At 46.7% G+C, this 14788-nt stretch carries 12 protein-coding genes and 2 tRNA genes; 9 read left to right on the top strand and 5 right to left on the bottom strand.

Annotated elements, in window-relative coordinates; translation table 11 throughout:
• Nucleotides 1-24 precede the first annotated feature (24 nt).
• The gene (locus FYJ34_RS05395) at nt 25-1335 is read right to left on the bottom strand and encodes an aminotransferase class V-fold PLP-dependent enzyme (RefSeq protein ID WP_154476836.1); all 1311 of its coding nucleotides are present in this window, start codon (nt 1333-1335) and stop codon (nt 25-27) included.
• A 120-nt stretch (nt 1336-1455) separates the two neighbouring features.
• Here FYJ34_RS05395 and FYJ34_RS05390 point away from each other — a divergent pair, with 120 nt between their 5' ends.
• The 6 genes from FYJ34_RS05390 (at nt 1456) to FYJ34_RS05365 (ending at nt 7444) form a co-directional block, all read left to right on the top strand.
• Entirely contained in the window at nt 1456-2364 is a 909-nt protein-coding gene (locus FYJ34_RS05390) for a LysR family transcriptional regulator (protein ID WP_154476834.1), read from the top strand.
• Between the two features lie 112 nt (nt 2365-2476).
• Nucleotides 2477-3205, top strand: coding sequence for a 5-oxoprolinase subunit B family protein (locus FYJ34_RS05385; RefSeq protein WP_154476832.1), 729 nt, complete (start codon nt 2477-2479; stop codon nt 3203-3205).
• 2 nt (nt 3206-3207) lie between these two features.
• Nucleotides 3208-4164, top strand: coding sequence for a 5-oxoprolinase subunit C family protein (locus FYJ34_RS05380; protein ID WP_154476830.1), 957 nt, complete (start codon nt 3208-3210; stop codon nt 4162-4164).
• A 6-nt stretch (nt 4165-4170) separates the two neighbouring features.
• Nucleotides 4171-5127: a D-2-hydroxyacid dehydrogenase gene (locus tag FYJ34_RS05375; protein WP_154476828.1), complete on the top strand. Its 957-nt coding sequence runs from the start codon at nt 4171-4173 to the stop codon at nt 5125-5127.
• A gap of 42 nt (nt 5128-5169) precedes the next feature.
• Nucleotides 5170-5925: a LamB/YcsF family protein gene (locus FYJ34_RS05370; protein WP_154476826.1), complete on the top strand. Its 756-nt coding sequence runs from the start codon at nt 5170-5172 to the stop codon at nt 5923-5925.
• Nucleotides 5926-6094: 169 nt separating this feature from the next.
• Nucleotides 6095-7444 (top strand): dicarboxylate/amino acid:cation symporter, encoded by a 1350-nt coding sequence (locus FYJ34_RS05365; protein ID WP_154476824.1) that lies wholly within the window; start codon nt 6095-6097, stop codon nt 7442-7444.
• A 209-nt stretch (nt 7445-7653) separates the two neighbouring features.
• Here FYJ34_RS05365 and FYJ34_RS05360 read toward each other — a convergent pair whose 3' ends face one another.
• The 3 genes from FYJ34_RS05360 to FYJ34_RS05350 form a co-directional block, all read right to left on the bottom strand.
• On the bottom strand, nt 7654-8799 hold the full coding sequence (locus tag FYJ34_RS05360; RefSeq protein ID WP_154476822.1) for a glycerate kinase family protein: 1146 nt from the start codon (nt 8797-8799) through the stop codon (nt 7654-7656).
• Between the two features lie 157 nt (nt 8800-8956).
• On the bottom strand, nt 8957-10012 hold the full coding sequence (locus FYJ34_RS05355) for a CdaR family transcriptional regulator (protein ID WP_173017061.1): 1056 nt from the start codon (nt 10010-10012) through the stop codon (nt 8957-8959).
• Nucleotides 10013-10080: 68 nt separating this feature from the next.
• Entirely contained in the window at nt 10081-10743 is a 663-nt protein-coding gene (locus FYJ34_RS05350) for a GntR family transcriptional regulator (protein ID WP_154476818.1), read from the bottom strand.
• Between the two features lie 240 nt (nt 10744-10983).
• Here FYJ34_RS05350 and FYJ34_RS05345 point away from each other — a divergent pair, with 240 nt between their 5' ends.
• The 3 genes from FYJ34_RS05345 to FYJ34_RS05335 all read left to right on the top strand — a co-directional run bounded on the left by FYJ34_RS05345 (nt 10984) and on the right by FYJ34_RS05335 (nt 13008).
• The gene (locus FYJ34_RS05345) at nt 10984-12513 is read left to right on the top strand and encodes an APC family permease (protein WP_154476816.1); all 1530 of its coding nucleotides are present in this window, start codon (nt 10984-10986) and stop codon (nt 12511-12513) included.
• A 340-nt stretch (nt 12514-12853) separates the two neighbouring features.
• Nucleotides 12854-12925, top strand: a tRNA-Glu gene (locus FYJ34_RS05340).
• 11 nt (nt 12926-12936) lie between these two features.
• Nucleotides 12937-13008: transfer RNA gene (locus FYJ34_RS05335), tRNA-Cys, on the top strand.
• Nucleotides 13009-13124: 116 nt separating this feature from the next.
• Here FYJ34_RS05335 and mgtE read toward each other — a convergent pair.
• Nucleotides 13125-14519 (bottom strand): magnesium transporter, encoded by a 1395-nt coding sequence (gene mgtE / locus FYJ34_RS05330; protein WP_154476814.1) that lies wholly within the window; start codon nt 14517-14519, stop codon nt 13125-13127.
• Nucleotides 14520-14788 lie beyond the last annotated feature (269 nt).

Raw genomic sequence — 14788 nt, 5'->3', positions numbered from 1 at the left:
GCCCCCATCAAACAACAGGAAAGATCAGGAAAGAGAGACGGAAGAGGCAATTGTAGAAGTGATTTCTAAAAAGCGGTCAATATCACTTCGTCCGTGGCAATGTAAAGGAGAAACACGAAGAGCACCCTCCAACCCCAATGTCTCTATGATCCGCTGTGAATAAGGACTGCTTTTCAGACGCTCAAAGATAGTTACGCCATGTTCCAGATACAGTTGAGAGCAGAGAGAATAGTCGAGCCCTTTAATTCCCATGGCAATGATCAGATCCTTGGCAGTCAGATCCTCTGTATCGACATAGACCTCCACATTTGGAATGTGGCGTAATCCCGGAGTTTTTTCGGTGCCTTCCAACATTCGGTAAAGAAGAGCACGTTCCTGCATATGGATGCGGTGCATTCCTTTTACGAAAAGTGTTCGTCGGTCTGTCGGAACTGAAGTGTTCTCAGAGAGGAAGCTATCAGATCCAATGTCGCACACATAATCGATGACCGCTGTCATCGCAGCAAAATTTCCCGGTGTGGGAGTTCCAAGAGCCCATACATTAGCAGGCTTATGGATTAGCTTGCGATGAGGAAGACTTGCAACACGATCAGAGACATAGGCAAATCCGCAGCCCCTCACACCAAAAAATTTGTAGGGGGCAATATTGGCTACGTCTACCTTCCAGTCTGCTACATCAATAGGAGCATGCGGAGCATGCTGTACAGCATCGGACACGATATAAATATCCGGATTGATTTCTCTGGCACGTCTGGAAATTTCTTTAATATCCATTACATTTCCGGAAATATTAGAAGCTGCCATGATGCTTAAAAGACAGGTGTTCTCGTCTACATGGCTTAAAATGGTATCGACATCCAGCCCTCCGGTAATCCGATTGGCAGGTACTACCCGAAATTCTCTGTGAGTGCGGGCGCAGTAATATTCAACGGCATCATGAGCAGAGGGATGCTCTAAAGCAGAAGTAACAGCATTGGTTCCCCAATCGATTCCTTCCAGGATCGTGCCGACGGCATGAAACATGGTTTGAGAAGCAGATAATTCCGTGATTAAAGCTCCATCCTTTGCGCCGAATACAGTTTCTAAAATGTCCTGTGTACCACAGGTTATATAGGAGGACAATTCAAATCCTCGACCACGTACTCTTTCAGGGCAATCAGGAAAGGCCTCTGCCTCTGCCTTTCTTTCAACAGCTTTTTTCAGGCGTAAAGATCCTCCTGAATTTTCAAAAAAAAGGCGGTTTCCATGTTCCGGATCTGCGTCTGCATGGAAAAACTTTTCCTTTAAATGGGCTTGATATTCATCCGAAAATAACTTTCCGTGTTTTTCGTTCATTGATTTTTCCTCCTTTACACGAATGTATCTATCTATTTCATCATAACACAGAGAGAAAAAGTTGAGAAATGAATAATTTGATTGTATAATATTAATAAAATTTATATTTGGAGGTGCAAGATGAATTTGGCGGAAATAGAAACATTCTTGATGATTGTGGAAACAAAAAATATTACGAAAACGGCAGAGACTCTCTTCGTGTCCCAGCCGACAGTCAGTCATCGATTAAAACTTCTGGAAGAGGAACTGGGCGTCAGCCTTTTAATCAGAAAAAAAGGGTATAAACAGGTAGAACTGACTACCTACGGAGAGGAATTTGTGCCCATTGCAGAACGGTGGCTGTATCTCTGGCAGGAAACACAGTCTTTGAAAGAGAAACAGGAAAAATATTACCTGACAGTGGGCTGCACAGATACCCTAAATAGTGCCATGATGTATGATTTATACAGAGAAATGCTGGACGAAGCGGACCGGATGACAAATTTACGGATCAAAACCCACTATTCTTCCGAGATCTATCACTATCTGGAAAAACACGAGATAGATATTGGATTTGTACACCATTATCTTCACTATAAGAATATTCTTGCAGAACCGCTGCTGAGCGAAGAGATGTATATCATTCAGTCGGAGCAGCCGGAGATTGAGAAAGAGGAGATCCATACAGACGAGTTGAACAAAGAGAGGGAGATCTATTTGAGTTGGGAGACTGATTATCAGATCTGGCACAACCAGTGGATTACAAAGGGAGAGAGACCAAGAATGCAGGTGGATACATTTGAATTGTTGTTTCACTTACTGTCAGGAAAAGGCATGTGGGCCATTGCGCCCTCAACGGTAGTGGAGCGGATTCAGAAACTGAAGCAGATCCATGTGAGTAAAATTGCAAATGAAATACGGCCGCCTAGAAGAGTGACCTATAAGGTTACACATAAGCATATGAGCGAGGCGACATTAAAAGCGGTGCAAATGCTTGACAAGCGGATGGAGCTTTATTTAAAGAAAAAGGGATGGAAGACAGATAAATAAAAAATGTTAATATATTATAGATAAATAATTTATTTTTAGAATAAAACAGGATGTGCTATACTCAAGTCAGAAATTGAGATCGAAGAATACTTCCGAAAGAGGAGGAAGAGGGATGGAAGCAAAATTTTTAATTGTGGGAGATTGTGCCATATCCGTCCAACTGGGAGAAGAAATCAGCCTGGAAGTGAATCAGAAGGTAAGGCAGCTCTTTTTGAGACTGACAGAAAAGCCGATAGAAGGAATCCTAGAGATGGTGCCTACTTACGCGGGACTGACGATCCATTACAACCCGGTTCAAATTCGTTTCGGGGAGTTGAAAGCACTGGTGGGGGAAAGGCTCTCCGGTGTGGAAAATATCAGGACAGTGGTTCAGATGGTGAAAGAAATCCCCATTTGCTACGATAAAGAATTTGCGTTAGATCTGGAAGAGTGTGCGGCAATGGAAGATATGACAGAAGAGGAGTTCATCCAGGTTCATTCGGGGGAAGAATATTATTGCTATATGTTGGGATTTGCTCCGGGGCACCCGTATATGGCAAGATTTGGACGACCTTTTCATTTTAAAAGAAGAGAAAGTCCTCGTGTAAGAATACCGGGCCATTCCGTGGTAGCTGCTCAGAATTTGTCAAACATGATTCCCTTTGACCAGCCGTGCGGCTGGAATGTGATCGGAGCGACCCCGGTAGCCTTGTGTGATTACAGAAGAAAAGATCCTTTTTTAATTCATGCAGGAGACTGGGTGAAATATATTCCGGTGAGCCGCAGAGAATATGAGAAAATAAAAGAACAGGACTGCAAGGGAAACTACCGGGTCAGAACCTATGAAAAAAGGATGGTGTAGGAATGGGCATACGGGTGGAAAGTCCGGGGATCCAGACGACGGTGCAGGATGAAGGACGATTTGGATATCAGCAGTTTGGAGTATCGCCGGCAGGTCCTATGGACAGAAGAGCATTTCATATTGCAAACATTTTGGCAGGAAATGACAGAACGGAAGCGGCGCTGGAAATGACCTTTCAGGGAGCGGATCTTGTATTTGAGCAGGAAAATATAATCGCTATAACGGGAGGGGATCTGTCTCCCAGGATCAATGGAAACCCGGTGGATATGTATAGGGCTTTGGAGGTAAAAGAGGGAGATTTACTTTCCTTCGGGTTTGCATCAGGCAATGGATGCAGGGCCTATGTGGCAGTTTCAGGAGGCCTGGAAGTACCGGTGGTGATGGGAAGTAAATCTACGTTAATGCGAAATCAACTGGGTGGAGTGAAAGGGCGAAAACTGGAAAAAGGAGATAGGATCGGCTTCCGGAGTCCTAAAAGCCGATTGAACCAGATGGACAGGAGAATCTTGAAACCAGAAAGATATTGGGGACAGGAGATTGTGTTACGTGTGGTTACCGGTTCTCAGGATACAGAATTTGAGGAAGAAGAGATTCGTAAATTTTTTTGGTACAGCGCAGTAATTACCAACGAGTTTGACAGGATGGGATGTCGTTTGGAAAGAAAAGAGCCTCTTCGACATAAAAAGGATGGAAACATCATCACAGATGGCATTGCATTTGGCTCTATCCAGGTACCTACAAACGGACAACCGATTATTATGTTAGCAGATCGCCAGAGTACAGGGGGCTATACAAAGATCGGAACAGTTATTTCCGTAGACCTCCCCAGACTTGTGCAAAGTGTTCCGGGCAACAGAGTACGTTTCGTAAGGGTGGGAATCGAACTGGCACAAAGCTTGTACATCAGGGAAGTTGAGGAGTTGAATCAACTGGAAGCTGATTTAAACAGAAAGGAGTAGAAAGAAATGAAAATTGTCGTGTTGGATGGATATACATTAAATCCCGGAGATATTAGCTGGGAGGGGCTGGAAGCTTTTGGAGAAGTAAAAGTATATGATCGGACAAAAGAAGAGGAGATTATAGAGCGTATAGGAGACGCGCAGGCGGTCTATACCAACAAAACACCTATCACCAGGAAGGTGTTGGAGGCATGCCCGCAGATCCGGTTTATTGGAGTACTGGCGACGGGGTACAATGTGGTGGACATAGAGGCGGCAAAGGAAGGAGGGATTCCGGTTTCTAATATCCCTACCTATGGAACAGATGCGGTAGGACAATTCGCCATTGCGCTGCTGTTGGAGATCTGTCATCATATTGGACATCATTCTCAGGCGGTGCGTGATGGAAAGTGGAGCCGTAGTGCAGACTGGTGCTTTTGGGATTATCCCTTGATCGAATTGGCAGGAAAGACAATGGGGATCATAGGGTTTGGAAGAATCGGGCAAAGCACCGGGCGTATTGCGAAGGCACTTGGAATGCAGGTAATCGCAAATGACGCATTTGAAAGCGAGGCGGGAAGAGAAATAGCAACCTATGTGGACAGGGAGACCCTGTTAAGAGAGTCAGACGTCATAGCGCTGCATTGTCCGCTGTTCCCGGAAACAGAAGGAATCATCAACAAGGAAAATATACAAAAAATGAAGGACGGCGTTATCCTTTTAAATAATTCCAGAGGACCTTTGATCGTAGAAGAGGATCTGGCGGCTGCGCTGGAATCGGGGAAAGTCTATGCAGCGGGGCTTGACGTGGTTTCTACAGAGCCGATTCGGGAAGACAATGTGCTGTTAAAGGCAAAGAACTGTTTTATTACGCCACATATTTCCTGGGCACCCAGAGAATCCAGACAGAGGCTGATGGATATTGCAGTGGAAAATTTAAAAGCATTCAAAAACGGAACACCGCAAAATGTTGTGAACCCATAGTAGGCGGTAGTTTAGGACAGAAAGACAGTGAGGAGGTGAACTATGTACACCATCGATTTAAACAGTGACATGGGAGAGAGCTTTGGGGCTTATAAATTGGGAGGAGACGAAAAACTGATCCAGTATGTGACTACGGCAAACGTGGCATGCGGATGGCATGCGGGCGATCCTGTGGTCATGGATACCGTTGTGCGGATGGCAAAAGAAAGAGGTGTTATGGTAGGGGCACATCCGGGTTATCCGGATCTGATGGGATTTGGAAGAAGGAAGATGGTCTTGTCCTTTCAGGAAGTGAAAAACTATGTTCGCTACCAAATAGGAGCGTTGGCGGCATTTACAAAAAGTTATGGGATGAGGCTCAACCATGTGGCGCCTCACGGAGCAATGGGAAACCAGTGCCAGTATGATGAAGAGATTTCCACAGCTATCGTGGAAGCGGTGCTGGAATTTGACAAGGAACTTATAATATATTACTGCGCAGGCGCTGTTTTGGGAGAGATTGCAGAGAGCAGAGGACTTCGGACGGCATCCGAGATCTTTGCAGATAGGGCCTATATGGACGACTTATCCCTGGTTCCCAGAAAGATGGAAGGGGCCATGATCACAGATGAAGAAATTGCGATCGCAAGATGTATCCGCATGGTGAAGGAGGGGAAGGTAACTTCCATCAGCGGAAAGGAACTGGCTATCCGGGGCGATACCCTATGTGTACATGGAGACGGTCCAAAAGCGCTGGAGTTTGTAGAAAAAATCAGAACGGCCTTTGTGCAGGAGGGAATTGAAATCAAACCTTTATAGCAGAGCATGTAAAAAGGTCAGGATGCAAGGCATCGGCTGAATCAAAGAAGATAGAGAGTATAACGTAAGAAGACGATCTTTGGTTTGTCCGGTGCTTTTTTTAACCTTTTTTGTGAGAGTTAGACAGTGTGTTTCAAAAAATAAGTAAACCAGGAAAGGAAGCGGAAGGATGAAAAAAGAAGAGAAACAATCGGCATCGGTAGTAAGAAAGATGATGATAGCGCTGGCGGGGGGACTGGTGGTAGGCCTTGGGTTCATGCTCTTAAGAAGTTATCTCCTGTCGGAGGGAAGAGAAGCCGTCTGGGATGGAATCAATCGCCTGCTATTTCAGGATATCACAGGAGAGCAGGGTGTTGGAGCAGTCGGGTTGTTTTATATTGTGGGACAGGTATTTATGAGAGGATTACAGCTGGCGATCGTACCTTTAGTTCTGGTATCATTGAGCTTGGCCATGTGCAGCATATCCAGTTCTTCCAAATTAGGAAGGATAGCAGGAAGAACGCTCCTGGGATTCTTTTTATTCTATGCATGCGGTGCGTTTTTAGGAGGAACGGTGGCATATCTCGTAAAAAGCGGCGGTTTCTTTGATGTTAAGCTTCCCAAAGAAGCAGTAACGGAAGCAGCCACGATCGCAGCTTTCAACCCATTGGCGACCATCGTGGAGGCGGTTCCGTCTAATATCACAGCCGCTTTCAGCAGCAATAACAGTATTCTGGCGGTTGTGGTGGTTGCGATCATTATGGGACTGAGTATGAATGCGCTGGGAAAGAAGGCGGATCCGCTGAAGGCAGTACTGGAAAGCGGAAATGAGATCATACAGATGTATCTGACATTTTTGATCAATAAGGTGGGACCTGTTGCAATCTTCTGTCTGATTTCAAGGACCTTTGCAATCTATGGAGTGGAATATCTGGCACCGGCAGCTTCCTATGTTGTATCTGCAATGATCACATTATTTGTACTGACGATAGTCTTGTATCCATTGGGAATCTGGGTAACGACAAGGCTGAATCCATGGCAGTTTATCAAAAAGATCGCAAAGGTAGGAGTGTTTGGATTTTCAGTCAATTCTTCCGCAGCAACACTGCCGCTGAATACCCGGACAAATCTGGATGAATTGGGCTGTTCGGAGGAAATTACCAGCTTCGTGCTTCCTACGGGGATGACGATCAATATGAATGGAACAACAATCATGCACATGTTTGCAGTGACTTTTATTGCGACAGCGTCGGGAATTGATGTGACGCCGGCAAATCTGGCAGTAGTAGCCTTTTTGTCGATCTGTGCTGCGATGGGGTGTCCAGCTATTCCGATCGCGGGAACCACGCTGATCGTGACAGTCCTCTCCGGAATGGGGTGGACAACAGATGCCTGCATGATTGCATACGCACTGGTAGTTGCTATTAACAGACCGGTGGAAATGGCTTTACTGCCGCTGAATGTAATAGGGGATGCGGCAACAAACGTGATCGTGAATGCAAAAGAAAAGGAACTGGACCTGGATCTATACAATCAATAGGCGAGAAGAAAAAAGAGTTGTTTTCGACGGAGAGTGAAGGCATACTGTCGGGGAACAACTCTTTTTTTATTCCTACGAAGATGTGTTTGGTCAAACAAAAAAGTATTTCACCGGGACTGTACTCTTGTGGCACATTTTCCTGCCGCAAAAGCGATCCGCTGCAAGCGGATCGCCCTGTAATACGGATAAACAGAATGGACGAAAGCAGATCATCGTAAAGGCCGACATTGGAGCAGCCGAAAAACCTGTTCTGCTGTCAGAGATAAATTTTCTTTTGCTGTCTCGGGAGATAAGGCTTCCTCTAGGGTGACAACATTGCGCAAAATAGGAAAAAAAGCATCAATGCCCGCTGCATTACAAGCGGTGGCATCTTTTGTGGCGCTGCCGGAAAAAGCGATTACGGTGGCGCCAAATTGTTTGGCCAGTTTGGCGATGCCTACAGGAGCTTTTCCCATGGTTGTCTGAGCATCCAGACGCCCTTCTCCCGTAACGACAACATCCGCTGTTTTCAGCTCTTCTGTAAGATGGGTTGCTTCCATGATCAGTTGGATTCCGGGAATTAAGGAAGCCTGCAGATAGCTTAAACATGCAAAGCCCATACCTCCGGCTGCCCCGGAACCAGGAGTATCACGAAAACAGTTGTGCATTGTTTGTTCTGTGACAGAGGCGTAGTGTGCCATAGCGGCATCTAAGGGGGCTTTTAATGCTTCTGTGACTCCCTTTTGCGGGCCATAGATGTAGGTGGCTCCGGTGGGACCACAAAGGGGATTGGACACATCACAGGCTATCTGAAACTGGCAGAGTTTCAACTCCGGAAGTACATGTGCTGCGGATATGGAGAAGATCTTAGACAAAGCGCTTCCACCCATACCCACGTCAGTTCCGTTTTGATCAAGAAATCTGTAACCCAGGGCTTTTAGCATGCCGACACCACCGTCATTCGTAACACTTCCGCCGATCCCAATGATGAAATGCCGGCATCCACGCTGGATGGCATCCCGGATCATCTCTCCGACTCCGTAGGTAGTGGCTGCCAGAGGATCTTTTTCAGATTCCGGGATCAAAGTAATTCCGGCGGCGCTGGCCATTTCCAGAACAGCCAGCTGTCTGTCTGGCCAATAGCCGTAGTGTACGGAAACCGGGGCTCCTAAAGGATCGGAAACACGCAAAGAAATCGTCTGCCCGCCGAGTCCGGCGATCAAAGCGTCGGCGGTTCCTTCTCCGCCATCGGCAAGAGGCTTGACAACCACCTGTGCAGAGGGATGAGCAGCCAAAATCCCTTCTTTTGCAGCTATGCCGGCCTCCATGGAAGAAAGGCTCCCCTTAAAGGAATCGATTGCAACAACAACTTTCATAGGCGTCCTCCTAAATAGATAATCTGCATATATAGTTCCATAATTATGAAGTAATATAGACAGTATATCGGCTTTCAGAAGAAAAGACCATAGTATTTATACCAAAAAATAACGTATCAAGAAACGAAAAACAGGTACATGAAACAATGAAAATTCCTTAGGCTTCAAGGCAGCAGAGTGCCAGCTGAAGAAAAACAGCATCCTGAAATTTTCTGGGATTCCAGGAAGTTTTCTGGGCAATGCAGTTCAGCTGATACTGCAGGGTATTTTTGTGAATGTGAAGCTGTCCGGCAGTCTTTGTCAGGGAGAGGTTGTTGGAAAAATAGCAGTTCAGCAAATGACACTCTTTGTCTGTGAGCGATTTTAGCACCTGAGAAGCAAGTATCTGCCGGGCTTCAGGAGGGAGATGTTCCAGCACAAATTCTAAAGACAGGCAGCGGCTGTCGTAGAAATCAGAACAGATCCGTTCGGCATGGGTTCTTGCAAGAGAAGCGCTGCGGTAGGAATGATGAAGCTGATGGATAGGAGTGAAGCTGCCCAAGCCGGAAACGACCTGTCCGTGGAAACGGGCAGAAAAATCTCCCGGAATAAAGTTTCTAAAGGATGCTTCGTCAAAAATTGCGATCCACTCGTTGGGATACAGATAATGGAAGAGCGGACACGCTAAACCGCGAAAATAAAACCGAAGAGACGTTTCTAAAGAGATATCGTTCATGTAGAGAGCAAATACGGCATACTGTTTTTTTGAGGAAATACGGTATTTGTCCAGCAACAGGTGCAGCTGAGAAGGATCCTGTATGTTGTTGTAGATCAACGAGGTGACAAGGTAGTGGATCGCCCTGCTTTCAGACAGAAACTCTTCGCTCAGATGCTGTTCTTTGAAAAAAACTTCAGAGATTTTTGTGATGAGAAATCCATAAGATTTCAATTCTTCAGGCGGACCTGTGATCCCAATCGCAGCAATTGGAGCATGATCAAGAAAAATAGGGTAATTGATACCAGGCTTTGATCCCTGAAAAGGATGTGCGTCATCTACAAATACGGGAAGTCCCCTGTGGATGGCAGAAGCTCCTGCCGCATGAACGGTACCTATGCGCTCAGGGTCGGTGCTGGCAATGATCTTCCCGGAAGGAGCGATCAGATTGGTATCTCTTTTGACAACTTCATGGATTGCGTGGACGATCTGGTTGGCCAGACCATCAGATAGATGCATGGGCGTATCCTCCATTTGATGGAATATATGATAATAGGGGCGTGCGTGCAAGAAAACAAAGGCGTATGTTAAGTGGAAAGATCCGGCGTCACGTTAAACAATCCGAGCATCCGCTGGCGGGAGCCTTCATCTCCTACAAAGAGGAGAACATCGCCGTTTTGGATCTTTTCGTAAGGGCCGGGAGAAACATAAATGGAATCTCCGCGTTTGACGGCAACGATGGTTGCACCCGTCTGCTGCCAGATATTGATCTCGCCGATGGAATGGCCAAGGAAGTTGCACTGCTGGTCTATCTTCATATCGTAGGGGATCAGATAGGCAGTACTGTGGTCTCTCTGGGTCTGGGCGATCAGTTCGTCCAGCAAATTGACCATTTTATCCAGGTGAAGTTTCTGGGCATGGATGGTGTCCAAAAGACTCTCCCTGGTTTTACTGATAGAGATCGTACTTTGATACCGGTCAAAAAACAACTGTGCCTTTTCCCGTGAGGCTACGTAGGTCCCGCTTCCGTGCCGGCTGGTGACGATTCCCATATCTACAAGGATCTGAACTGCCTTTCGGGCAGTTTCGGGGGATACATGAAAAGTGTTGGCTACCATGGAGCGTACCGTCAGTTTTTCTCCCACCGCATACCAGCCTTCGGCAATTTTTTCCGCCAGTTCCACTGCGATCTGGTGATATCTGGATTCATATATGTATTTGTCTGGGTGTTTTGCTTTCGATTCAGACATGATCTCACCTCATTTCCAATATTGTATAGAAATAATTTACCACAAAATGAAAAAAAATTACAGAACTTTTGACAAAGTGACAACATGGAGTTATAATAAAGTTGTCACTTAAACGAAAAGAAGGGCAAAAATAGAAAAACAGGGGCAGCAGCTTGAAGGAAACAAAGGTGCTGCTTCCGTTTTTAGCCATAGACCGGTGGCGGGAAGATCGTATTGTGTGAAAGGATAGGAGGCGTTTGTATGAGCGGACAAACAAAGAAGTCAGAGTTTAACAAGGTATTATCATCGAAGGATATCCTGGTGATCGCGTTTGGAGCAATGATCGGATGGGGATGGGTCATCTCTACCGGCGACTGGATCCACAGAGGAGGCGTTTTGGGCGCCGCACTGGGGTTTGTCCTTGGAGGGATCATGATCTTCTTTGTAGGACTGACCTATGCGGAACTGACGGCGGCACTTCCACAGTGTGGAGGAGAGCACGTTTTTAGTTATAAAGCAATGGGACCCACCGGTTCTTTCATCTGTACCTGGGGAATCATTCTGGGATATGTGGGGGTAGTTTGTTTTGAGGCCTGCGCATTTCCCACCATCGTATCTTATATTTTCCCAGGCTTCCTGAAAGGGTATCTTTATACGGTAGCAGGATTTGATGTATATGCCACCTGGCTGGCGCTGGCCTCTGTTACAGCGGCGGTTATGATGTTTATCAACATTCTGGGGGCAAAAACGGCGGCCAATGTACAGACCATCTTGACTGCGATTATTTTTACGGTAGGGGTCGTACTGATCGCCACATCGGCAGTTCGCGGAGATACGAGCAACCTGGTGCCACAGATGTTTGCAGGAAGTGGAAACAGATCGGTAATCAGCCATATCCTACATGTAGCGGTAATGACGCCGTTCTTCTTTATCGGATTTGACGTAATCCCCCAGGCGGCGGAAGAGATTCAGGGTTCTTTGAAAAAAATAGGGAAAATCCTGATATTATCGATTGTTTTGGCAGTCGCATTTTACTCTTTGGTGATCATAGCAGTGGGATATCTGCTGGATCCGGCAGAGGTCAATGCTTCTATGGCGGGAAGCGGGCTGGTAACGGCAGATGCCATGGTAAAAGCTTTTGGAGTAAAGGCGGTTTCCAACGTGGTGATCATCGGAGGCCTGTGCGGGATCATTACCAGCTGGAATTCTTTCATGATAGGCGGAAGCAGAGCCATGTACTCTATGGCGGATTCCAATATGATACCGAAGGCTTTCGCCAAATTGCACCCCAAATATAAAACGCCGGTAAATGCATTGCTGCTGATCGGGATCATCTCCATGTTTGCGCCGCTGGCAGGCAGGCAGATGCTGGTTTGGATCTGCGACGCGGGAAATCTGGGATGCTGCCTGGCTTATTGTATGGTGTCTGCCTCGTTCCTGATCCTGAGAAAAAAGGCTCCGGATATGCCAAGACCCTATATGGTAAAGCATTACAAGCTTGTAGGATATACGGCTGTTCTCATGTCAGGAGCCATGGTGCTGATGTATCTGATACCGGGATCGGGAAGTACGCTGACGATCCAGGAATGGTGCATGGCAGGAGGCTGGGCGTTTCTGGGTCTGGTATTCTACGTTGCCAATAAGAAAAAGTATGGCAGTGAATTCGGACACCATACGGACATCGAAATTGAATACAGTGAAACAGACATGGAGGCCATTCGGCTGGCGAAAGCCGGGCGCAGATCGAAAGAGACAGAGGCGGTAGCTGCACAGGAGGCTGTGTCCGTGTAACGCTCGGGGGAAATTCAGACTTTTCCTGAGAGAAAGACAGGAGAATGGAGAGAGATCGGACAGATCTGCGCAGAAAAATAGAGGAACGGCTATTAGAATGGAATCGTAGGGCTCAGGCAGGGCTTTACGGTTTCATTTTTGTTAGAGAAAGCAGGGAAGGTAGTTAGAAAAAAGAAAGGAAAGGGAACATGCACAAATGCGTAATGAAGATTGGGAAAGACAGAAAGAAAGTGCCCATGAGCACTTGACATTTTTAGATTAGGAAAATAAAGAAAAACTCTTGCAAAAGAGTGGAAGGTGTGGTAGGATAAAATTCGGTCGATTTTGAGAGACCAAATCTGGCTCCGTGGTCAAGAGGTTAAGACATCGCCCTTTCACGGCGGTAACACGGGTTCGATTCCCGTCGGAGTCACTGTTATGTATGGCGCAGTAGCCAAGTGGTAAGGCATGGGTCTGCAACACCCTGATTCACCGGTTCAAATCCGGTCTGCGCCTTTTACAAAGAGGCTGTAAGGAAACCGTCACGGCGGTCTGCAGCAGGCATACAAAAAAGACGATGAGACGAAGCGGCCTCATCGTCTTTTTTGTATGCGCAGGACAAAGGCAGAGGACTAGGCGACGTGAAGCATCTGGATCAGAAAGATCCAAGTCAGACCATAGTAGGCGACCACTGCCACCAGATCGTTGATGGTGGTGATTAGAGGGCCGGATGCAACCGCCGGATCCACTTTGACTTTATGAAAGAACAAAGGGATCAGAGTCCCTACCAGACTGGAAATGACCATGGCCAGCAGCAGGGAAGTGCCTACGCAGCCGGAGATTAAAAACGCGGAAAGCAGGGAATAGCCTTTGAAAAAATCAATGTACAGTCCCAGGAAAAGGAAGGACAGGCCTCCCAGAAGCAGTCCGTTGCAAAATCCCACCTTCATTTCCTTCCAAACCAGAATCCCCTTATCTCTGGCACTGAGATCTTCGTCCATCAGAACACGAATCGTTACCGCCAGGGACTGTGTTCCCACATTCCCGGCCATATCCAGGATCAGCGATTGAAAACAGATGACAATGGGCAAAACAGCCACGACAGCTTCAAAAGCACCGACGACAGAAGATACGATCATACCGAGAAACAAAAGGATAATCAGCCAGGGAAGCCGTTTCCGCATACTGATCCCGGTGGTTTCCCGAAGGTCCTCCTCGGCGGTCAGACCGGCAAACTTTGCATAATCCTCTCCCAGTTCATCGTCTACTGCTTCAATCACTTCCTGGGCAGTCAGGATTCCGATGATCTCTTTTTTTGCGTTTAGGACAGGAAGAGAAGCTTCTGCGTAATTTTTAATACGCTCGATGCTGTCAGAGATCTTTGCGTGGTCGGGCAGATACGGATAAGAATAGCTGATCAGAGAATCCAGATGGTCGTGCTCTCTGGCGATGATCAGGTCCTTCAGATCGATAGCTCCGCTGAAGGTGTTTTTTTCATCGACGACATAAATGGTGGAAATATTGTCATGCTCCCCTGCCTGCTTTACCAGCTCGTGCATGGCCTGGCGAACGGTTAAGGTGTTTTTGATGCAGATATAATTATTTGTGATCAGACTGCCGATCTCATCTTCCTCATACGAATGGATCAGTTTGATGTCGGCCTTTACATCTTCCGTCAGGATGGGACGCAGCCTGCTTTTTGTGTCCTCATCCAGGAGCCGCAGCAGATCGGCGGCATCGTCAGAATCCATTTTGTTGATGACGGCGGCAAGCTGAGGGATTTCAAGCTCTGCAACATATTCGGCAGGATCGTCCATAAAAGAAACGATCCCGGATATCCATTCGGGCCCAAGAATGTGATACAGGCGGATACGCTCTTCCTTTGTTAATTCGTCCAGGCTTTGCGCAATATCATGTTCGTGGTAATCATGCAGCTTTTCGGCCAGGTCCCGATCTGACAGCCGTCCTCTTATAATAGCCAAAATTTCGCTGCGAACTACAATTTCTTCTCGTCTTTCTTTTTCCATAACAGCCTCCATTCTCCTTAAAAAAGGGCATAAAAAATCCATCGCATAAACGCGGCACACATCGGTGCGGTTTCAAGGACGATGGAAAAAGGCCTGGAATTTCGTTACAAAAGGGCGCCGCTGCGGACACTTGGAACGGAAGGCAGGTCTTTTTCATCGTCATACATACTTCGACTATCACAACTGTCCATACATTTCGCCTCCTTTTATAGATATCCCGTTTATTATAACACCGGCCGGGACGTTTGTATATCCCCTGGTGAGAGGAG

It is taken from the genome of Suipraeoptans intestinalis (genome assembly GCF_009696485.1).
Classification (GTDB): Bacteria; Bacillota; Clostridia; order Lachnospirales; family Lachnospiraceae; genus Suipraeoptans; species Suipraeoptans intestinalis.
The sequence above is the reverse complement of the archived record's forward strand: the minus strand, read 5'-3'. Positions and strand labels throughout refer to the sequence as shown.